At 59.6% G+C, this 20,443-nt stretch carries 17 protein-coding genes; 7 read left to right on the top strand and 10 right to left on the bottom strand.

What is annotated here, in order from left to right:
• Positions 1-180, bottom strand: a 180-nt coding sequence (locus DTF_RS0119175; RefSeq protein WP_027716629.1) for an acyl-CoA dehydrogenase family protein, incomplete at its 3' end; no start/stop codon positions are given.
• A gap of 505 nt (positions 181-685) precedes the next feature.
• A complete protein-coding gene (locus DTF_RS26975) occupies positions 686-841 on the bottom strand; it encodes a hypothetical protein (protein WP_193352721.1) in 156 nt (51 codons plus the stop codon).
• A 438-nt stretch (positions 842-1,279) separates the two neighbouring features.
• Here DTF_RS26975 and DTF_RS0119165 point away from each other — a divergent pair, with 438 nt between their 5' ends.
• The 6 genes from DTF_RS0119165 (at position 1,280) to DTF_RS0119140 (ending at position 6,975) form a co-directional block, all read left to right on the top strand.
• Entirely contained in the window at positions 1,280-1,963 is a 684-nt protein-coding gene (locus DTF_RS0119165) for a response regulator transcription factor (RefSeq protein WP_027716628.1), read from the top strand.
• The gene (locus DTF_RS0119160; RefSeq protein WP_027716627.1) at positions 1,953-3,200 is read left to right on the top strand and encodes a HAMP domain-containing sensor histidine kinase; all 1,248 of its coding nucleotides are present in this window, start codon (positions 1,953-1,955) and stop codon (positions 3,198-3,200) included. The genes DTF_RS0119165 and DTF_RS0119160 overlap by 11 nt, the downstream gene beginning before the upstream one ends.
• 290 nt (positions 3,201-3,490) lie before the next feature.
• A complete protein-coding gene (locus DTF_RS25835) occupies positions 3,491-4,018 on the top strand; it encodes an isoprenylcysteine carboxylmethyltransferase family protein (protein ID WP_051361481.1) in 528 nt (175 codons plus the stop codon).
• Positions 4,015-5,061, top strand: a complete 1,047-nt coding sequence (locus DTF_RS0119150; protein WP_027716626.1) for a class 1 isoprenoid biosynthesis enzyme — start codon at positions 4,015-4,017, stop codon at positions 5,059-5,061. Before DTF_RS25835 ends, DTF_RS0119150 begins: the two co-directional genes overlap by 4 nt.
• Positions 5,058-6,278, top strand: coding sequence for an FtsX-like permease family protein (locus DTF_RS0119145; protein WP_027716625.1), 1,221 nt, complete (start codon positions 5,058-5,060; stop codon positions 6,276-6,278). Before DTF_RS0119150 ends, DTF_RS0119145 begins: the two co-directional genes overlap by 4 nt.
• 13 nt (positions 6,279-6,291) lie before the next feature.
• Positions 6,292-6,975 carry an ABC transporter ATP-binding protein gene (locus DTF_RS0119140; RefSeq protein ID WP_027716624.1) on the top strand — a complete coding sequence of 228 codons (684 nt, stop codon included), beginning with the start codon at positions 6,292-6,294 and terminating at the stop codon, positions 6,973-6,975.
• Positions 6,976-7,092: 117 nt separating this feature from the next.
• On the opposite strand, the gene corA is transcribed toward DTF_RS0119140, so the two are convergent.
• Complete coding sequence (corA, locus tag DTF_RS0119135; protein ID WP_027716623.1) at positions 7,093-8,046, bottom strand: magnesium/cobalt transporter CorA; 954 nt, start codon at positions 8,044-8,046, stop codon at positions 7,093-7,095.
• A 415-nt stretch (positions 8,047-8,461) separates the two neighbouring features.
• Between corA and DTF_RS0119130 the strand changes: the two genes are divergently transcribed.
• Complete coding sequence (locus tag DTF_RS0119130; RefSeq protein ID WP_027716622.1) at positions 8,462-11,038, top strand: CHASE domain-containing protein; 2,577 nt, start codon at positions 8,462-8,464, stop codon at positions 11,036-11,038.
• Positions 11,039-11,058: 20 nt separating this feature from the next.
• Here the strand turns inward: DTF_RS0119130 and DTF_RS0119125 are convergent, their stop codons facing one another.
• The 7 genes from DTF_RS0119125 to DTF_RS0119095 all read right to left on the bottom strand — a co-directional run bounded on the left by DTF_RS0119125 (position 11,059) and on the right by DTF_RS0119095 (position 20,441).
• On the bottom strand, positions 11,059-12,045 hold the full coding sequence (locus DTF_RS0119125; protein WP_027716621.1) for a response regulator: 987 nt from the start codon (positions 12,043-12,045) through the stop codon (positions 11,059-11,061).
• Positions 12,046-12,104: 59 nt separating this feature from the next.
• Positions 12,105-13,532, bottom strand: coding sequence for a hypothetical protein (locus DTF_RS0119120; protein WP_027716620.1), 1,428 nt, complete (start codon positions 13,530-13,532; stop codon positions 12,105-12,107).
• 61 nt (positions 13,533-13,593) lie between these two features.
• Complete coding sequence (locus DTF_RS0119115; RefSeq protein WP_081703104.1) at positions 13,594-15,465, bottom strand: aldehyde ferredoxin oxidoreductase N-terminal domain-containing protein; 1,872 nt, start codon at positions 15,463-15,465, stop codon at positions 13,594-13,596.
• Positions 15,466-15,546: 81 nt separating this feature from the next.
• Entirely contained in the window at positions 15,547-15,957 is a 411-nt protein-coding gene (locus DTF_RS25830) for a SemiSWEET family sugar transporter (RefSeq protein WP_051361480.1), read from the bottom strand.
• A 57-nt stretch (positions 15,958-16,014) separates the two neighbouring features.
• The gene (locus tag DTF_RS0119105) at positions 16,015-18,744 is read right to left on the bottom strand and encodes a glucosidase (RefSeq protein ID WP_027716618.1); all 2,730 of its coding nucleotides are present in this window, start codon (positions 18,742-18,744) and stop codon (positions 16,015-16,017) included.
• 100 nt (positions 18,745-18,844) lie between these two features.
• On the bottom strand, positions 18,845-19,216 hold the full coding sequence (locus DTF_RS24610; RefSeq protein ID WP_035058167.1) for a 4Fe-4S binding protein: 372 nt from the start codon (positions 19,214-19,216) through the stop codon (positions 18,845-18,847).
• Positions 19,217-19,361: 145 nt separating this feature from the next.
• Positions 19,362-20,441 carry a nickel-dependent hydrogenase large subunit gene (locus DTF_RS0119095; RefSeq protein WP_027716617.1) on the bottom strand — a complete coding sequence of 360 codons (1,080 nt, stop codon included), beginning with the start codon at positions 20,439-20,441 and terminating at the stop codon, positions 19,362-19,364.
• Between the last annotated feature and the right edge of the window lie 2 nt (positions 20,442-20,443).

Genomic DNA, 20,443 nt, shown 5'->3' with positions numbered 1-20,443 from the left:
GCCGTACTCCTCGGGCAGGGCGCAGCCGAAAAAGCCCAGATCGGCCATCTTCTTGACCCGCTCGGGGCGGTAATTATGGTTGGCCTCATCCTCCTTGAGGGTGGGGAGGATTTCCTTCTGGGCGAAATCCCGGGCCATTTCCTGCATCATCTTCTGTTCGTCGGTCAGTCCGAATTGCATCTTGGTCTCCCTTTCATAAACGTTTAAAAGACTCGTGACACATCGCCTTTCGTCAGTTCTGCAGCCAGGGGCGTGTGCCGTCTCCGCGAAGGCGCTTTTCAAACATCGTTTAATTCCATGAGTACTCCACAAAAAGAGGCATGTCAATACTTAATTGGATTATTTTTCCGCATGGTAGATTTTAACGGTCATAATTGGCATAAAAACGGTATTTAGTACCGCACTGCGGAACTTAAAAATCTGGTCCGCTTTTCCGCCTAAGGCGGGGTTTGGAGCAGTTCATCCTCCAAGTGGTTAAAAGTGACCGTTTTTTTTCCGCGAAGAAGGGAGAAAAGGGGGAGGGGTTGAGAAATCCCACAAAAAATAATGGCCGAACCGCCTTTAGGATGTAAAATCCTTCGGCAGCTCGGCCATTCTCTGAATCTGTCTGTCCTCCCTCAGGGGAGGTTTTGTTTTGTCGGGGCCCTGTAGAGACGCCCGCAAATTATCGATGTTTCTGCGGCGATCAGCCGATGAACAGGTTCTGGTTTCTGACCCTGTTTGCCACAATGGTGGGATCGAGCATCTCTCCGCACGAACAGCACTTCCAGGCGTCATAAGAGCGGACGAAATCATAAAATTTTTCTGCGAACATTTTACCTTTGCATCTGGGGCATTTCATGGTGAAACCTCCTATATTTTGAAGTGAAAAATATACTTGAATTCCCCTTTAGTATTACACAACCCATGCCAACGCTTCCAATTTCGTTTTCTGAAGAAAAAAACATTGTAAAACCATACACCTATAAACCTTTTTGAAGTCGCGGAGAGAAACTGAGATGCGTCAATGATTTGACGAATTTTTGCCGTCAAACAGGTTCGATACTTTTTCAATCTCTTGCGGAGGCTCAATTCTAAGGGAATCGGGAGGAATCGTCATTCATTTGGCGGGCATGGCAAAAAGCGTCAATTATTTGGTGAAAGTCAAAAGTTCGAGGGGCCGCACCCGGGCGGAGAGCAGACCCCCTCGAAGCTGGCATCGTACCTACAGGTGATGATACTATGATCAGCGAACGTATCGGGGCATTTACGCGAATCTTGAGAGGGCAAAGGATAACACATGCGCATACTGGTAATTGAAGACCAGGAAGACATCCTCCAGAATATCGCCGACTATCTGCAACTGAACGGTTTCACCGTGGATTGCGCCCGGGAAGGCCTGGGCGGACTGCATCTCGCGGTGACGCATCCCTTCGATCTCATTATCCTGGACATCATGCTTCCCGGCATGGACGGTCTAACCCTCTGCCGAAAACTACGGCAGGATGCCCGCGTTCATACCCCGGTGATCATGTTGACGGCGCGGGACAGCGTCGATGACAAACTGGCCGGCTTCAAGGCGGGATCGGACGATTACCTGGTCAAGCCTTTCGCCTTGCCCGAACTCCATGCCCGGGTGGAAGCGGTTCTGCGCCGCAGTCAATCCCAGCTCAGCAATCAACTGTCTGTCGCCGATCTTTCGTACGATCTGGACACTCTGCAGGTCGTCAGGCAAGGAAAAAACCTGAAGCTGAATCCGATCGGACTCAAGCTTCTGGAGAAACTCATGAAAAGCAGTCCGCATGTGGTTCGTCGCGAAAGTCTGCAGGAGGTCCTCTGGGGGGACGATATTCCCGACAGCGACAGTCTGCGCAGCCATATCCATCTTTTGCGCCAGACCGTCGACAAACCCTTCGATACTCCCTTGATCCATACGGTCCACGGCATCGGCTATTGCCTCAAGGTGAACGCGAATGAAATTTAAGTCCTCCCTGTCGCAGCGTATCATCCTTTCTTTCGTTCTGCTCACGGCTGTGGTTAGCGGCGTTTTTTCCCTTGCTCTTACGGCCACCATCGATTACGTCGAGGAAAGCCTCAGCACGGCCGAGTTGCAGAAGGATTTCACCCGGGTTTTCGAGGATTACAAAAAGGGCGGAGATCTTCGCCTGGATGAGGGTTCATCCTTTTTTACGGCCGGTCCGACCCTTCCTGACTACTTGCGTTCAGCAGCAACGGGTTACACCGAAATCGTCCTGGAGGATCGGGCCTTCTTCGTCTATCACGTGCGGGAAGGGGAAACCTCCTATTTCCTGGTTAAGGACGAGACCCCCTTTGAGAAAGCGGAAACCCTCCTCCAGTGGGCCGTTTACGGGGGATTTGCCCTGAGCATCATGATCTCATTCGTGCTCGGTCTCTTCATGGCCAAGCAGGTAATCGCTCCTGTGAGAAAACTGACCCGGCAGGTTGCCGATCGAGAAAACGTTCGGGATGGACTTCCCCCTCTTTCCTCGGAATACGCCGACGACGAAGTCGGCGCTCTGGCCCGGGCATTCGACGCCACCATCACCAGGCTGCAACAGGCGCTGCAGCGGGAAACCCTCTTCACCAGCGACGTGAGCCATGAATTGCGGACTCCCCTTATGGTCATCAACAGTTCCTGTGACGTTCTGATCGCCAAAAAGACTCTGGACGATTACACCCGTCAGCGGATAGGTACGATTCACAGGGCGGCAAATGAGATAAAGGGGCTGGTGGAGACCTTCCTGGCCCTTGCCCGCGGGGAGGACAGGAATTTCGCTGTTTCTTCGCTGGCTGCAATAGTCCATTCGGAGTTCCCGATCTGGCGGGAGATGGCGGTAATAAAAGGGAACCGCCTGATTCTGCAGGGGGAATCCGAAGGTGCGGAACAACGTTACCCTTCCATCATGCTGCGCACCGTGTTGGGCAACCTGATCCGCAACGCGATCCACCACACGTCCGGAGGAGAGATTGTCCTTTCCCTGCGACCCGATGGCTTCGACCTCCGGGATAACGGTTTGGGTATTGCCGCCGATGAAAGGGCGCAGATCTTTAAACCGTATTACCGCGGCAAGGCATCCCATCGAGACGGCCTCGGCCTCGGCCTGTCTCTGGTGCAACGGATCTGTGAAAGGGAAAAATGGACCATCACTCTGGAGGAGAATCAGCCGAGCGGCTGTTGTTTTCGCGTCATTTTCGCATAATTTTCGATATTTGACATTTTTTTGATCTTTTCTTCACATTCCTCGGACAACCCTTTCCCTAGAATGTCTGCAACTCCTCTCGGGGACTGCAGCCATGCGTCTTAACATCTTGAAAAACTTTCCCCGCTCCCAAAAACCTCTCGTCAGGATGACTCGCTCGGAATCATCCCGTCGCCGGAAGCATCCGAAGGCATCTTTAGTTCTCAGGAGATCTGATTGCCGATGAACACTTTCTCTGTCCGGTGGCGTCATTTTTTGGCGCCCTTCACCGGAATCTGCAAGAGAGGAAAATGACCGTATCATCGAAACAGCTGCACCGTTCCCAACGGCGGGATGCCCTCATCTACTGGATATACATCCCGTCCGCCGTCGTCCTCGGAGGAAAAACGGTGGACCGACTTCTGGATCTCCCTTCCATCCCCTCCTTCGGAGGTCTGCCGGTCATACCGGCGGCTATCCTCATTGGAATCGGGGTTGTCTTTATCCAGAGAGCGACTTTCGATCTGAAGCATTACGGGGGCGGGACTCCCAATCCGCAGGCGCCTCCCGAGCGGCTGGTGACCGAAGGCTCCTTCTCCCTATGCCGCCACCCCATGTTCCTGGGATATGATCTGACCGCCCTCGGAACGGTGCTTTTGCTGCGCTCCTGGGGGATGCTGATTATCGCTTACCCCATTTTCATCGCCCTTGAGATCCGGTTTCTGCAAAATCGGGAGGAACCGGTCCTCGCCCGCCGCTTCGGGGCCGCGTACTCCGACTACCGGAAGCGCATTCCTTTCCTGCTGCCCAATCCTTTCAAACGAAGGAAACCGTCATGACAAGCCTTCTCCGCCTCAGGCGCCTTTGGCCCTCGGTTCAGGAACACCGCCGCGTCGAGCAGGAGCACCTTCGCCTGCTTCACCTCCTGCTGGCCGACCGCTATATCGCCCGAAGTCCCAAACCGGCCGGCACCTTGCGCTACGCCCAGAAAAACTTCTTCTCCATTCTTTTCCTCGCCATCTACCGCGCCGTGGGAGTGTCGGAGGAGCGGCGTCTGTTCTACGGCACCGTCAATCATGCGATTCGCGGCATCGTCACGGCCACCGACAACCTGCTCGACGACGAATACAAGGAGCTTCTCCCCCTGCGATTCGCCGCCGAGGCGACCCGGTTCAAGAGCGTGATGCACATTCTGCTCTTCGACCGCTTTCTTTTCCATGTGGTCGATAGGGCGGCCGGCGGCGGTCTGATCGCTCCGCAGGACCGTTCGCAGCTGCAACAGGCGATTCTGGACGCCCTGGTGCCGATCGGGGAGGAAGAGGCGACCGAGGAAAAGGGGGTGCATGCCATTCTTCCTCCCGAGCAGATTCTGAAGCAGGTCCATCTTCACAAGGGAGGAAATCTTCTGCGCCTCGCCTTCGTGGCGCCGCGGCTGGTCGAAACGGAATTCAAGGACCGCCTCGACCTGGCCGACCGCGGCGCCTTCCGCATCGGCATGGCCCTGCAGTCGATCGATGACGTCACCGATTTCTACGACGATCTGCGCGACCGCCGGCACAATTACCTCGTCTCCTCCATTCGTTTCGAGGGAAGTATTGCGGAGAAAACCCGATTGGAAGCTTTTCTGGCGGGCCGAAGCAAGCCGGTCCCGATTGAAGAGAATTATGCCGGCTCGGTGGAGCGGGTTTTGGGGCACGCCGTCCAGGAGGCGTTGGCCGGCTTCGATGAACTGGCGGCCGCCGGATTCTGGCTTAACCGGCAGCAGTCGCTGGCGCTGATCCGCTATCTTTTCCGGCTGCGCGGGGTCGGGCATCTGCTCCCCCTCCTCGACAACGGCCTCGCCGAAGGTTCCGGCGAGATGCGGCGGCGGGCGGCGATATGAGGGCCCTGCCGCTCCCGGTTCTGATCGCTTTTCGCAACGTCCGGCGCAACTCCCGCCGCTCCCTTCTGACGGTGCTGGCGATCGCCTTCGGCCTCTTCTGCCTCATCGTCTTCCAGGCCCTCAAGGCCGGTCTGCACCGGGAAATGATCGTCAGCACCGTTGGTCTCGATGCCGGCTCGCTGCAGATCCACGCCCCCGGATACGAAGCGAATCTCGCGGTTCTGAGTCCCCTTGCGGCTCCGGAGACGGTCGAGGCCGTCCTCGAAGAAGCGGGAATCACCCGGCACGCTCGCCGGCTCAAAACCCCCGCTCTGGTCCTGGCCGGCCCCAAAAGTTCTTCCGTTCTCCTCTCCGGCATCGAACCGGAGCGGGAGCCGGAGGTAACGTTCATCGCTTCCCGCGTGATCGAGGGAACCTACCCGGACGAAGGCAGGGGAGTACTGATCAGCCATGGCCTGGCCCGAACCCTGGGGATCGGCATCGGTGACGAGCTGACCCTGATGGGGCAGAGCGCCTTCGGCCGGCCGGTCGTCCGCAAGATGCCGGTCGGCGGCATCTATCGCACCGATCTGAGCAGCTTCGATCAGACCCACATCTTCCTGAGTCTGGCCGACCTGCAGCTTTTGCTCGAAACCGGGGACGCAATCACCGAGATAGCAGCGTCTTTGCCGGTCGGGTCCGAACTCGATGCGACCCGTCGGCTGCGGGAGCGCTTCGGCGATCGCTACCAGGTCAGCAGCTGGCAGGAGATCGCACCCGACGTGGTACAGCTCATCGATCTCAACGACGCCACCATGCGGCTGCTGATCGGCATCGTCTTCGCCATCGTCGCTCTCGGAATCGTCAATACCATGACCATGGTCGTTTTCGAGCGCTTCCGTGAACTGGGGGTGCTGGCGGCCATCGGCACAACCCCCGGGGGGCTGATCGGGATGATCGTTCTGGAGGCGTCTTTTCTCGGCCTCTTTGCATCGGTCCTCGGCACCCTCGCGGGAGGACTGGCATGCGCCTGGCTGGCGCGCCACGGCCTCGACCTGACCAGCTTTACCAGCCATAACCAGTATTTCGCTACCAGTCACGTGCTGAGAGCCCATCTCATGACGCGCGATCTCATCGCCGCAAACCTGATCACGGTGGCTACGGCTCTGCTGGCCGGCCTCTACCCGGCATGGAAAGGGTCCCGTCTCAGCCCCGCCCGCGCCATCCGTCATACCTGAAGGGGATATCTCCATGGCCATGCTGGAACTGAGCCAAGCCGGCAAAACCTATCTGCACCAAGGCATCGCCGTCACCGCCCTCCACCCCCTCTCTCTCTCGATCGGGGCCGGTGAATTCCTTTGCCTCTCCGGTCCGTCCGGGTCCGGAAAAACGACGCTCCTCAACCTGATGGGAGTCATCGACGCGCCCACGACCGGGACCGTCATCCTGGCCGGAAAAGGCACCGCCGGACTCTCCCGCGCGCAAACCGCCCGCCTTCGCCGGCAACATCTCGGCCTCGTTTTCCAGGAGCATAACCTGATCCCCGTCCTCTCCGCTTATGAGAACATCGAGTACGTCCTTCTGCTCCACGGTGTTCCCGCTCCCCGGCGGCGGGAACGGGTCCGGCACGTTCTCGAAATGGTGGGGCTCGATGAGTGCGCCGAGCGGCGCCCGGGGGAGATGAGTGGTGGGCAGCAGCAACGGGTGACCATCGCGCGGGCCATCGTCAACTCTCCCGCCGTGGTCTTGGCGGATGAGCCGACCGCCAGCCTCGACTCGGCCACCGGCCAGTCGATCCTGGACCTTCTCCAGCGGCTGAACCGGGAGCAGGGGATCACCTTCGTTTTTTCCTCGCATGATCCTCGCATGATCGGTCAGGCCGATCGGATCATCGCCCTTCGTGACGGCCGCCTCGCCTCAGACCTGCGCCCCTGAATCTCCATCTCAAAATGAAAAGCTGAATTCAACCGTTCTTGGCCGGCGGCGCGGCGGCATGCGGAAGCGGCGTGCGGTTGAGGGTCTTCGACTTGATGTTCTGTTGGGGGTCGGCCGCTAGAGCCAGCCCTTGCGCTTGAAAAACCAGTAAGGGGCGATCCCTGCAACAGCCATCAGGCCAAGAGCCCAGGGATACCCCAGCAGCCACTTCAGCTCCGGCATCAGTTCGAAGTTCATCCCGTAGATGCTGGCGATCAGGGTCGGCGGCAGAAAGACCACTGCGGCAATGGAAAAAATCTTGATGATCTGGTTCTGTTCGATATTGATGAACCCCTGGGTGGAGTCCATCAGAAAATTGATCTTATCGAACAGGAAAGTCGTATGCGACATCAGCGTTTCCACGTCGCGCATGATTTCCCGCAAGGTTTCCGCTGCATCGGGCTGATTGCGCAGATGCCGCAACAAAAACGAGATAACCCGCTGGGTATCCATCAGGCACATGCGGATCTTTCCGTTGCTGTCTTCCAGCCGGGCCAGTTTACTGATGGCCTCTTCCAGCTCGGATTCCTCATCCTCCAGGACGAAGTGACTCACGGCTTCCAACTGGCGGTGGATGTCCTCCAGGTTGTCCGCATGATTTTCCACCTTCTGCTCCAGCAGGGTGACGAGCATCTCGGCCGGGTTGTGGCATTCCACCTGACCGCGTCGGGCACGCAGGCGAAGCAGCCTGAAATCGGGCGGATCCACTTCGCGGATGGTAATAAGTCGTTTGCTTTGCAAGATACACGCGACGGTCACGGTGAAATGCCGGCCTTCGCTTTGTGAAAGAAACAGCGAGTGCACATGAATCCCGGCCTGATCCACAAAACAGCGGGCGGAGGCTTCGATCTCCTCGACATCGTCGGACTCCGGCAGACCTTTAGGCAGGAGAGATTCCAGCATTGACCGTTCGTTTTCGTCGGGTAAATGGGCATCAATCCAGTCGGCATGATGGAACTGCTCAGCGATCTCCTCCGGTTGGGTTTCTATCTCGCGGATAAGGCTATCTGAAATTTTGAAGAGTCTGAGCATATTTGAATCACCTTTCTTTGGCAGGCACCCGATCGGAAATGGATCCAGTCTGAAAATCCATTTCCACCCACGCGACCACGCGGGGGCTAGACACATAGTAATATAATCTCCCCATCACAGAGAGGGAAAAAGTGGCGCGCAGGATAAACGCTTCTGGCGTTTTGACGGTTGCCCGGGAGTCGGCACCGCGCTGATCTCGACCGGTCCGCCGTACGGTGCCCGAATTAGAAGCAGACCATTCTGCTGCTCATTGGTGATCTTCATCCTATTTCTGCTACAGTTATCCTCGTAGAGGGAAATCCCTTCAGCCAGCACCAGATGGAGGTTGATTGATGTGATTCCCGTGCAGAAGAATGCCGGTATCCCAGCACCTGGTTCTCGCGTATCGCCTCTGTCCCACTCGTGGTTTCCTCTCATGGTTCTGGCGATATCGCTGGCCTTCACGTTTTTCCTCTGGCGCATCGTCGACCGGGGGATTATCGAACGTGCCGAACAGCTCTTCCAGGGACAGGCGGAAGTGATTGCGAGCCGGATCGTCAAACGTCTGCATGACCATGAGCAGGTTTTGCTCGGCGGAAACGCCCTGTTCCACGTCAAGGGCGATGCGGTGACCCGCAGCGACTGGCGTCAATACGTGTCGGCTTTGGATCTCCGCAAACACCTCCCCGGCATCCTCGGCTTCGGCTATGCCGTCTGGCTGTCCCCCGCACAAAAAGAAGCCCACATCAAGGAAGTCCGCCTCGAAGGATTCCCGGAGTATGTCATCCGTCCGGAAGGTGAGCGTCCGGTCTACACGTCCATCATCTGGCTGGAACCGTTCGACTGGCGCAACCGGAGGGCCTTCGGCTACGACATGTATTCGGAACCGGTACGGCGCAAGGCCATGGACAGGGCCCGGGATACCGGGAAGACCTCCATCACCGCCAAGGTCCTTCTGGTGCAGGAAACCGAACAGGATCCGCAGAACGGAATGCTGATGTACGTCCCTTCCTATCGCCAGGGGATGCCGACAGATACGGTCGAGGAGCGGCGCGCGGCATTGCGGGGGTTCGTCTACAGCCCGATAAGGATGACCGACTATGTCCGCAATACGCTCGGCGAACTGCCGACGGAAATCGAGTTTGAGATCTATGCCGGGGAAACCCGGTCGGACGACCATCTCATGTTCAGCAGCAGATCCGCTGAAGAACTTCCCCCGCCCCATGAATACCGCCCGGCATTCTCCGCCGTCAAGATAATCGATGCCTTCGGCGTCAACTGGCAGTTCACCTTCCGCACCCTCCCGGCGTTCGATAAGGAGTTTAATCGGAGCAAGTCGATGGTAACGCTTCTTACGGGAATCCTGGCGAGCATTCTGCTCAGCGTCCTGGCATTCCTCCAGGCGCAGTCCCGCCGGCAGGCCCTGACCATAGCAGACCAGATGGCGCAGCAGCTGGCCGCCCGCCAAAGACTCGCCCTCCATATCGAACAGACACCTCTGGCGGCCATCGAGTGGGATGATCACTTCAGGGTTACGGCATGGAACCGGGCGGCAGAGAAGATTTTCGACTATTCGGCCGAAGAAGCCATCGGCGCACACGCATCCTTCATCCTGCCCGATGCAGAACAGAGAAAAATAGAGAAGGGCCTGCCGGAGTTCTTCCAGAATACAGGCGCCAAGAGCGCCACTATCCGGAATATCACAAAGAGCGGCAAGATCATCGTGTGTGACTGGTACAACACAAAGCTGGTGAATAAAAGCGGAACAGTCATCGGCGTGGCCTCCCTTGCCCAGGACATCACCGAACGTTTGCAGGCGATGGAGCGTCTCAAGCTGGCCACAGAAGCCGCGGAAGTGGCCAGGGGCGAGGCGGAACAAGCCAACCGGGCTAAAAGCGAGTTCCTCGCCAACATGAGCCACGAGATCCGAACCCCCATGACCGTGTTCATGGGCGCCGTCGAACACCTTCTTCAGATCGACACCGATCCCGACCGGCGCAACCTGCTGGAAATGGCGGAACAGTCGGCCCAGCGCCTGCGCTCTCTCATCGACGACATCCTCGACCTGTCCCGGATCGAGGCGCACGGATTGGAAATCGAGGAGAGGGAATTCGAACTTCGAAGCTGCGTGCGCGGTGCGGTTGGCCTGTTCACCATGTCTGCCCGGGAGAGAAACCTCCGGCTCGAGACGGAAGTGGCTCCAGAGGTTCCAGGGTGGGTGCTCGGCGACCCGGACTGGCTGGGACAGGTGCTGATCAACCTGGTCGGAAACGCCCTCAAATTCACTCCTGAAGGAGAAATCCGCGTCTCCGTCAAGGTTCGGGGAGATTTGCTGGAATTCGCCGTGGCCGATACGGGAATCGGCATCCCAGAGGAGAAGCAGCATCTGCTTTTTCAGAAATTCAGCCAGACGGACAGCTCTTTTCACCGCCAGTACGGCGGCAGCGGGCTGGGGCTGGCGATATCCAAGGGGCTGGTGGAACTGATGGGAGGCCAGATAGACGTTCAAAGCCGGAAGGGAAAGGGGAGCGTTTTTACCTTCACCCTGCCCTTGAAGACCGTTTCCGAAAGACAAAGCGTCGCTCCTCCGGCAGAAACTCCCCTCGAAGTAACTGTAGAGGAAATTCCCTCAGCCCGCATCCTCATTGCAGAAGATGATCCCCTGGTCCGGGAAATGGTCAGGATGACCCTTGCCCGGGGAGGGTGGGAGTCGGAGACCGCAGAGACGGGAAGAGAGGCTTTAAAAAGATATGAGCAAGGGTCGTTCGATCTGATCCTGATGGATCTTCAGATGCCGGAAATGGACGGCATCGAAGCGACCCGCGCGATCCGGAGAAAGGAAGCAGAAGACGGAGCGAGACGCACCTTCATCATCGGACTGACCGCCCATGCCCGCCCTGAAATAAAAGAGGAATGCCTGAATGCGGGTATGGACGAGGTTCTGATCAAGCCTGTTCAGATGAAGGATCTCTCTGCGGCCATCGGCAGGTGCTTGTCGAAAAGCGCTGAGTAAACCCTGCTGCCGTTATCGCCCTAGCCGGGCTTCGCGCCGCCCGCGGAACTTCCCATGATTGCGAGGCGGTCTGCGAAGGCGAGAAGCACATCCGCCCTCCGGCACAGTTCCGGCTCCTGCAGGAAATGGCCTGCCAGTTCCCGCAACTGGTAGGCCGCCCGTGTCTGCAGAGCCGTCGTCACTGCCGGACTCTTCAAATAGAGGGTACCAACAGCCTCGGCGAAGACCTCTTCGTCCCAGGCCTCCACCAAATCGAGGACCCGCCGGCTGATTTCCTCTGGCGCGGGAGAGGGGCGCATCGTCAGGAGGGCCTCCGCCGCATTCAGGCCCTTTTCGATCTTGACATGCATGGCCGCGACGCGCTCGGCCATTCCGGGGGTGAGGTCCCGGTCGCTGATCTGGCCCTGGAAAAAAGCCAGGAGGTTGGAAAGATTCCCCTCGATCATCGCACGCTCGAGCCAGAACCCTTCCTCCTCTGGATCGGCGGCACAAGACCGGGCCAGCCCTAGGTAGAACTGGGCGGTTCGTGCCCGGAGTTGGACCGCCCTGCTCAGCACCTCCCTGACTTGGTTCGTGAAGGAAGGCTGCGGCAGCAGCGCTCCTTCGATCCAGCACTCGTATAGGGCCTTGACAGACCCGAGAGCCCCCTGGTTGCTGGAAAGCTTCGGAAGAAAGCAGTTGCCTCCGAGCGCATAGACCTCGTTGATGAGGCCGGGGGACGTTTCGCCGGAGAGAAGTATGACAGGGGTCCTATGCCAGACAGGGCTGCCCTTCACCTGCCGGAGTACGTCCAGGCCGCTTCCGTCGGGAAGCCGCATGTCCAGCAGGAACAAGTCGAGCGGCGCCTTGCTTGCCTCTCGTTCGGTAAGCAGGGCGAACGCCTCCGCCACCAGGCTGGCCCGGAGGATTTCGCCCCGGAAACCTAAGCTCTCTAAGGTCTTCCGGACCAGCAGGGCTAGCGCGGGTTCATCCTCGAGGTGCAAGATGGTCATCTGTTTCGGATTCATTGATCGCCTGTCCATATTCATCATCACACTGATTGCAGGAGCCCGGTCGACCGGAGCACCTACGAGAGCGCCATCCGCCGCCGCTGCACGACGGCAAAACGCACGATGATGCGATCCGAGTCGTAGTTGCGGCCGATCCCCACCATATCGTAGATTCCGCCGAAGCGTGCGTCTCCGCCGGCCAGGGCGAGGAGCTTGCGGTCCGACTTCACCATGTAGCCGTCGAAGTGCGTCCAGAGCTTCTGCCCCCCCCAGCCCCGGTTCAAGCCGAGTCGCAGGTGCACGTCCGGGGGGATGCAGACCAGCCGGAAGCGGATGGGGTCGAGTCCTAGTTCGTCGCGAACGATGGCTGAGCCCTTGCGGGTCAGCGCTTTTTCCAGCTGCAGGCGGCTGAGGCCGCTGCGCCGCGGCAGCCCCAGCGCCTCGAGCAGCGCGCCGGAAGGTGCGGTTTCGCCGTCGGCCGGGTCATCGAAGTCCTCCACCAGCAGGTCCTCGCCGACCAGCTTCGGGATGGAGCGGATCCCGGCGGAGTTGACGAACGGATGCAGGGCAAAGAGTTCGATCCGGTCCTTCAGCCCCTCAGGGGTGTCCGCAGCCAGCGGCAGGTTCGACACTCGCATGGCCCCGCTCTGGTCCGTCTCATAGTGGGTGAAGGTAGGATGCCAGGCAAACTGCAGCAGATGCGCAAATTCCTGATGGCGCGACTCGACCCGCTCCGGCACCAGACCGAGAGCGCCGGCGCGCTGCACCACCTCATCCGGAAAGGAAAATTCAAGGTCCGGCGGCCCCTCGGCGACCGCGCCAGGGGCCTCGCCCGGCCGGGGACCGACGGCGGCCGCCGCCGGCGTTCCCTCGGCCAGGTTGCCTGCCAGCTGCTGGAGCTTGTCGAAGTTGCCGCTATCGAGCGCCTCGATCGCTTCCTGCTGGAGGTTCGCCGCCGAAGGCTGCCTCGCCGCTTCCTCCGTGCTTTCGGTCGACAGTTCCAGGGCCTTCAGGGCGGCCAGGCGGCCTTCATAGAACTCTCGCCATGGCGCATCGGTGCTTTTGAGGCCCTCCAGGAGCCGCAACCCCTTCTGGCGCAGTTCGGGCAGTGCCCGCATCGTGGTTCCGGCTAAAGCCTGCATGCCGGGGGAGAACGGGTCGAGGGGAATCTCCTCGTCCTCGTACACCGGCTTGCCGAGACCCAGCAGGAGGGTCTTGCGCTCGGAATCCTGTTTCAGAGCCTTGTGCTTTGCGCTCAGTTCCTGGACCTTGCGCCACTGTCCGTTCTCCATGGCATTGCGGATCTCGTTCGGCAGGTTGACCATTTCGACCTGCAGCCTGTTCATCAAGCGATAATCGTCGCAACTGAGTCTGGGCCGAAGAAGGTCCGCTGCCCGCTGCAGGTAGAGGTCGCGGCAGAGGGTGTCGATGCGCCCCGCCTCGATGAGGTTGGAAACCATCCTTTCCAGTTCGGCTCCGGTATCTATGACAGCCGTCTTTGCCATAACGACGCTCCTTTTGGGGTTATTTGATTGAGCTCCAGCAACTTAGGCTAAACAACACCTGTTAGAAGAATTCTCTCAGGCTCTCGTCGATTCCCTTCAAAGTCTCGTACCAGTACTCGCGGGCGGCCTCCACCTTGTCCCGGTCGAACTTTTCCAGCCACTCCCCCAGCCGGGGGTCCTGCTCCTTGTCGACCTCTTTTTTCCGCTTCAGGAACGTATGAAGATAATCGATGTTCATCCTCGATTCCCAGAAAATCGGGCTGTTGCGGCTATTGAGTCGGCTGGCGAGAACGTCGATGGCGCGCAGGAACTCGTCCTTGACGCCGTAGAGGGAGCCCACCGCCTCGGGGAGCATCTCCTCCGCCCACCCGCGGTGAAAGCGGCAGGTACCGAGGTTGTCGAGAATGAGTTCCTTCTTCATGCGCTCCGCGCACATCTTGCCCAAAGTCCGCGGCGGGACGAAGTCGTGGCTGTAGATCATGTAGTACTTGCCCATGATGGCCATCGGGGCCAGCACTCCGGGAACCCAGTACTGGTTGGGGACCATCCACCCGCGCCGGCTGAAGGCGACGTGTACGAGCCGGTCCTGGAGTTCGGTACCCTGTCCCCGGGAATGGATCCGGCACCATTTACGCACACCTTCCCGGAAATCGAGGATCCCGCGGCGTTCCAGGACCGCGTCGATCAGCTCGCGCCCCAGTTCGGCGTTGTGCATCGAATCGCCGACCACGTCGAATTCCGCCACCTCCCAACGCGGCATCCGGGTGACCCCGAGTTCTTCGCCAGTCAGCAATTTCGCGTCTAGGAGGTCCATCAGCCAGGCAAGAACCCCCCCGCCGGAGATGGCGTCGAAGCCCATGGCGTCGCAGTGGTGGTTGAGCTTTTCCGCCGCCCGCTGGTCGAAGATGCCGCACAGCGGTCCCATGGTCTGGTAGGGCTCGTAGTCCTTCTTGAACATGCCGCTCATCTTCTTGCAGACGGCGGCGCACGGCTCCCCGCAGGTGAACTGCTGCTTGGGGGTGATGGTCTCCTCGTTGAACTGCTTGAGGTAGTGATCGAGGATAAAGTTTTTGTGCAGGGCCTTGCGCTCCTCCTCCGTCCAGAAAATGGTTCGGTAGTTGAACGCCAGGACTTTCCCTCCCATGGTGGCGTAGTTGACGCCGAGGGTGCCTCCGGTGAGGAGCTTCTCGTCGTAGCGGTACTTGGTGGTCGCCTCCATGTCCTTCTGCATCAGGCGCAGGCTGTACTTGTTCTTGAACCATTCGTCGGCCACCTTGTTGTCGCGGAAGTCCTCGTCCACCAGGGTGCCGCCGTAGATGACCGCCACGATGCCGTGGTTCCGGACCATTGCGCTCCCCAGGCCGCCGCGCCCGGCCCAGGTATCGACGAAGCTGATCTTCCCCTTGTTGATGGGGACCGACATGATTCCCCCCATGTCCGTATGCAGGGCCGCCGGACCGGTGACCAGTATGCGCGGGTCGTTTTCGTAACGTCCTCCAAACTTTTCGTAGACGTGGTCCGTGAGGGAATAGGTCCCCGTACGGCCCGCTTTCCAGATCTCCTCCACGGGCACCGGGACCACGTCCACCTCGATCTCTTCCCCGTGGCGGCGGTTGAGACAGAGTACCGACGGGACCGGGGCCTTCCCCACCAGACTGAGCATGTTGATCCCCAAATTGTCGAAGATCAGTCCCGCTCCCCCCATGGAACTGATGTAGTACCCCTGCCAGCAGGGAGAAAACCCGGTCACGATCAGCCGGTTCGAACCCGGAAAGATGGAGCCGGCGAAGATCCCCACCCCGAAATTGAGACTGCGGTACTCCTCGGCAAGGTGGATGCCGAGGTCCACGGGCCCGAAATAGCGGTCGAAACCGTATTTTTTTGTTTTGTAGAATCCGGTAGCCGGATCGACCAGGAGCACACGCTGAAACATGTCCATAACTCACCTCGGCTCGTTGTGATTATGCCTCCTTGACCGACAACTGCTTTGCAGCAGTCAGGTCGCATCATTTTTTTACCCATCCCCTTTCACTGCGTGCTCGCTTTCGCTACGGGCGAATCGAAAGTACGCTCCGACGGCCATGAAGTTGATAATCACGGCGATCAGGTTCCACACAATCACCGGGCGCGAGGCAATCAACAGGCCGTAATAGATCCAGACAAGCTGAAAAACACCCATGATCCCCGCCATCGTCGGGTTTATACCCTTGCTTGAACGCCGCTTGAACATCTTGATCAAGTCGGGCATGGCGGCGAAGGTCGTTCCAAAACCTGCCACAAAACCCCAGATCTCAGACCGTTGAAACCTGGGGATCAGCAGGCTCGACGTGTCCTGTATCGTCAAGCCGTCACAGCCGCAGAGCGTGATTACGCCCAGCAGTACAACCCCGCGCACCAACCAGTCGATGTTCCCTCTCTCCAGCATTGTCACTCCTTGACGCCGTTTTCCCTCGAACTGCCCGTGGTCCAAATGGTCCACTTACTATCTTTCGTTTTTAAAGGCGGCCTGCTTACCCATTGCCAGGGCTTTCCCGGCGTCCAGGAGACCAAACAGCTGGATGGTCTTGGCCACCAGCCCGGTCCAGCCGGTCTGGTGGCTGGCGCCGAGCCCGGCGCCGTTGTCGCCGTGGAAGTACTCGTAGAAGAGGATGTGGTCGCGCCAGTGGGGGTCGGCCTGGAAGGTCGCAGACCCGCCGTAGACGGGGCGCCTGCCCTTCTCGTCGCGGAGAAAGATGCCGGCCAGACGATCCGAGATATCCTTCGCCACCTCGAAGAGGTTCATCGTCTTCCCTGAGCCGGTGGGGCATTCGATCTTGAAGTTGTCGCCGTAGTACAGGTAGAAATTCAGGAGCGCCCGGATAATTATCGCGTTCACCGGCATCCAGACCGGTCCCCGCCAGTTGGAGTTGCCGCCGAACATGCCGGTGTTCGACTCGCCCGGCAGATAGTCCACCCGGTACTCCTGGCCGCCTGAGTGATAAACGAACGGGTGCTCCTGGTGGAACCTGGAGAGTGAGCGGATGCCGCAGGGGCCCAGGAACTCATTCTCGTCGAGCATCTTTGCCAGGATCCGGCGCAGCCGCTCCGGGTTGACCAGGGCGATGATCCCCCGATCGTTCACGCCGCGATGCTTCTGGCCGGTAGGGTGCATGGTCTTCCAAAGTTCGGGAATCCGGCGCAGCCGTTCCTGCATCCGAGCCAGCGCGTGCGGAACGCGCTCCCGCTGCCACGCCTCGATCACCGTCGTGGCGCACAGGGGGAGGAGCCCCACCATGGAGCGCACCTTGAGCCTGTGGGAACTGCCGTCGGGGAGGCACAAGAGGTCGTAGTAGAAGCCGTCCTCCTCGTCCCACATGTGATCGTGCCGGTTCATGGCTGCGGCGATATAATAGAAGTGCTCGGCGAACTTTTCGACCATGTCTTCGTAGCTGGGGTCATGGGCGGCGAGTTCCACGGCGAGTTCCAGCATGTTCTGGCTGAAGAGGGCCATCCAGGCCGTGCCGTCCGCCTGCTCCAGGTGGCCGCCGGTAGGGAGCGGGGCACTGCGGTCGAAGACGCCGATGTTGTCGAGACCGAGGAAGCCCCCCTCGAAGACGTTCTTGCCAAAGCGGTCCTTGCGGTTCACCCACCAGGTGAAGTTCAAGAGCAGCTTGTTGAAGGTCCCCCTGAGGAAATCGAGGTCCGTTTCGCCGCGCAGTGCCTGTTCTGTCCGGTGCAGGAAGAGGGTCGCGAAGGCGTGGACCGGGGGGTTCACGTCGCTGAAGTTCCACTCGTAGGCGGGCATCTGGCCGCTGGGGTGCAGGTAGACGCTTTTGAGCATCAGCTGCATCTGCTCCTTGGCGAAGTCGGGATCGACAATGGCGAGCGGCAGCGTGTGGAAGGCCAGGTCCCAGGCCGCGTACCAGGGGTACTCCCACTTGTCGGGCATGGAGATGACATCCTCGTTCAGCATGTGGAACCACTCCGAATTCCGGGCGTTCTGATAGCCGGAGTGGAGGGGGTTGGAGTTGTGCTCGTCCAGCCAGTTGTCACCGTCGAAGAAGAAGAACTGCTTGCTCCAGAGCATGCCGGCAAGCGCCTGGCGCATCACGTTGGCCGCGTCCTCACTCACCGACGGCGGCGTGACCGACCGGTAAAAATCATCGGCTTCGCGAAGCCGGTCGGCAAAGACTTTGTCGAAATCGTCAAAGGGGTGGCCCTTCCGGTCCGGTGAACTGCGGGAGAGCCGCAGGCGAATCACTGTGGTCTGGCCGGCGCCGACAGAGGCCCTGTAGTGGGCCGCGACCTTGGTCCCCTGCCTGCCGGGATTCACCGCCTCCAGCCGGCCTTGCACCACACAGTCGTTGATGCCGTCCTTGGCATAGGGGCTCTCGTTTTTATGTCCGTTGAAAATCCGTTCGTGGTTGGTTTCGTTCTCGGTGAAGAGCATCGGCACGCGGCCTTCGCAGGAGAGGATGAATTCACCGAGCAGCGGATGAGCCGCCGCGACCGCTCTCACGCCTGACGATGCCTCGATCTGCTTGAGGACTGGTTTCTCGGCGGCTCTGTTAGATTCGGCAATCCACTCCGACCAGTCGTTCCGAAACCAGAGCGTCGGCAACAGATGCAGTTCGGCCGCGTCCGGGCCCCGGTTGGCCGCCGTGATCCGCACGAGGATGTCTTCCGCATCCCCCTTGGCATACTCCACGAAAACGTCGAAGTAGCGGTCGTCATCGAAGACGCCGGTGTCGAGCAGTTCGTATTCAGGCTCCTCCCGGCTGCGCTGCCGGTTGGTTTCGACCAGATCACTGTAGGGAAAGGCGGCCTGGGGGTACTTGTAGAGGTACTTCATATAGGAGTGGGTCGGCGTGCTGTCGAGGTAGAAGTAGTACTCTTTCACATCCTCGCCGTGGTTTGCTTCGCTGTTGGTCAAGCCGAAGAGCCGTTCCTTGAGAATTGGGTCCTTCCCATTCCAGAGAGCGAGAGCAAAGCAGAGGCGCTGTTTGTCGTCGGAAATACCGGCGATGCCGTCCTCGCCCCAGCGGTAGGCGCGCGAGCGGGCCTGCTCGTGGGTGAAGGAATCCCAGGCGTCACCCGTTTCGCTATAATCCTCCCGAACCGTCCCCCACTGCCGTTCGCTGAGATAGGGCCCCCACTTCTTCCAGAGGGCTTTCCCGTCACGCGCTTCCTGCAGACGCTGGTTTTCAGCGTCAATTTTCGACGATTCTTTCATGGAGGATTACCTTCCTTGCTGGTGCGAACTGGGACATCAGCTCTCAGACCGAGCCGGAAATCAGACGGCTTGTGCGAATGTCCGTCGCCGCTTCTCCGCATTAAGGTGACCCCTCTTCCGGAGAGGAGACCGTGAGTTTTCTCCGCTGTATCGCCATCTGCCTGGCGATTACGGACGGCGCATAGTGATTCTCCATCGAGAGGCACTTGACAGGACAGACCTCGACGCACAGGTTGCAGGTGCAGCAGCGCAGACGGTCGATCTGCCATTCCTTGTCTTCCTTGCCGACCACGATGGCATAGGTCGGGCACCGCCTGGCGCACAGGCCGCAGAAGATGCACCGGTCGATGTCGTTTTCGATTCGCCCCCGGGTGATCGGGGTATACGCCCGCTCCCGCTGGGGATACATGAGGGTGGCCGGCCCCTGGGCCAGGTTTTTGGCCACCGTTTTTGTCATCGTAAAAATTTTCATTTTCCCGTCCCTACTAAGTTGATTGAAAAACGTAGCGAGGAGGCCGAGATGCAAGGCGCAAGCGAGCGAGGGAGCGAGGCGTAGCAGCGCTACGTCGAGCTTCCGAGTAAGCGGCAACGCCGCAGATCGGCCCCGCAGTAGTTTTTCATCGTTCTGTGCAGCTGATGCATGGGTCCAGGGTCAAGATGATGTTCGGCACGTCGGCGACCTCCGAGCCCTTCAGCACCTTGATCATCGCCGGAATGTTGCTGAAGGTGGGGACGCGCACCCGGAACCGCTGGAGCATCCTGGAGCCGTTTCCCTTGACGTAGTGGATCACCTCCCCCCGGGGCTGCTCGACCCGGGAGTAGTATTCACCGTCCGGAGCCCCCGTCACCTTGACCTCGATGGGCCCTTCGGGGATTTTTTCCGCCCCCTGCCGGATCAGGTCGATCGATTGGAAAATTTCGCGGATACGCACCAGGCACCGGGCATAACAGTCCCCGGCGGATTCCACCACCGGTTCCATCTCCAGATATTTGTACGCCGCATAGCCGATGGCCCGCATATCCATGGCCAGGCCGCTCGCCCGGGCCATGGGCCCGACGCAGCCGAGCACGTAGGCGTCTTCCCGGGAAATGACGCCGACCCCCGACAACCTGTGCCGCACGGAGTAGTCGTCGATGAAGACGCGGCTGAGTTCTTCCAGGTCCTTCTTCAGGGAGGCCAGCCGGCCGACGATTCCTTTCAGGTTGGCGGCGTCGATGTCCCGGCGCACGCCGCCCACCTTGCACACCCCCAGGATGACCCTGGCCCCCGTGGTCTCTTCGAAGATGTTGAGCACCGGCTCCCTCAACCTCAGCGCCTGCATGAACAGGCTCTCGAAGCCGAAGGCGTCGGCGGCGACCCCCAGCCAGAAGACATGGCTGTGGATCCGGGACAGCTCCGCCCAGACGGAGCGCAGGTAGAGGGCGCGCTCCGGCACCTCGACTCCCATGATCTCCTCCACGGCCTGGCAGTACCCCAGGGAGTGCATGAAGCTGCACAGGCCGCAGATCCGGTCGGCCACATGCGCGAAGTCGATGAAATCGCGATGCTCGATCAGCCGCTCCAGCCCTCGGTGGACGTAGCTGATCGAGGGGACGGCGTCGATGACCTTCTCGTCCTCCGTCACCAGGTCGAAGTGAATCGGCTCGGGGAGAACCGGATGCTGCGGTCCGAAGGGGATGAGGATTTTGCGGGCCATGC

It is taken from the genome of Desulfuromonas sp. TF, from assembly GCF_000472285.1.
Taxonomy (GTDB): domain Bacteria; phylum Desulfobacterota; class Desulfuromonadia; order Desulfuromonadales; family ATBO01; genus ATBO01.
Note: the sequence above shows the minus strand (reverse complement) of the source record. Positions and strands in the feature narration are given on the sequence as shown.

Coding starts and splice junctions, on each gene's coding strand:
- DTF_RS0119140 (WP_027716624.1), top strand. CDS start 6,292: ATGGCCATGCTGGAACTGAGCCAAGCCGGCAAAACCTATCTGCACCAA.
- DTF_RS0119130 (WP_027716622.1), top strand. CDS start 8,462: ATGGTTCTGGCGATATCGCTGGCCTTCACGTTTTTCCTCTGGCGCATC.
- DTF_RS25830 (WP_051361480.1), bottom strand. CDS start 15,957: ATGCTGGAGAGAGGGAACATCGACTGGTTGGTGCGCGGGGTTGTACTG.
- corA (WP_027716623.1), bottom strand. CDS start 8,046: ATGCTCAGACTCTTCAAAATTTCAGATAGCCTTATCCGCGAGATAGAA.
- DTF_RS0119105 (WP_027716618.1), bottom strand. CDS start 18,744: ATGAAAGAATCGTCGAAAATTGACGCTGAAAACCAGCGTCTGCAGGAA.
- DTF_RS24610 (WP_035058167.1), bottom strand. CDS start 19,216: ATGAAAATTTTTACGATGACAAAAACGGTGGCCAAAAACCTGGCCCAG.
- DTF_RS0119165 (WP_027716628.1), top strand. CDS start 1,280: ATGCGCATACTGGTAATTGAAGACCAGGAAGACATCCTCCAGAATATC.
- DTF_RS0119160 (WP_027716627.1), top strand. CDS start 1,953: ATGAAATTTAAGTCCTCCCTGTCGCAGCGTATCATCCTTTCTTTCGTT.
- DTF_RS25835 (WP_051361481.1), top strand. CDS start 3,491: ATGACCGTATCATCGAAACAGCTGCACCGTTCCCAACGGCGGGATGCC.
- DTF_RS0119150 (WP_027716626.1), top strand. CDS start 4,015: ATGACAAGCCTTCTCCGCCTCAGGCGCCTTTGGCCCTCGGTTCAGGAA.
- DTF_RS26975 (WP_193352721.1), bottom strand. CDS start 841: ATGAAATGCCCCAGATGCAAAGGTAAAATGTTCGCAGAAAAATTTTAT.
- DTF_RS0119120 (WP_027716620.1), bottom strand. CDS start 13,532: ATGGCAAAGACGGCTGTCATAGATACCGGAGCCGAACTGGAAAGGATG.
- DTF_RS0119115 (WP_081703104.1), bottom strand. CDS start 15,465: ATGTTTCAGCGTGTGCTCCTGGTCGATCCGGCTACCGGATTCTACAAA.
- DTF_RS0119095 (WP_027716617.1), bottom strand. CDS start 20,441: ATGGCCCGCAAAATCCTCATCCCCTTCGGACCGCAGCATCCGGTTCTC.
- DTF_RS0119125 (WP_027716621.1), bottom strand. CDS start 12,045: ATGAATCCGAAACAGATGACCATCTTGCACCTCGAGGATGAACCCGCG.
- DTF_RS0119145 (WP_027716625.1), top strand. CDS start 5,058: ATGAGGGCCCTGCCGCTCCCGGTTCTGATCGCTTTTCGCAACGTCCGG.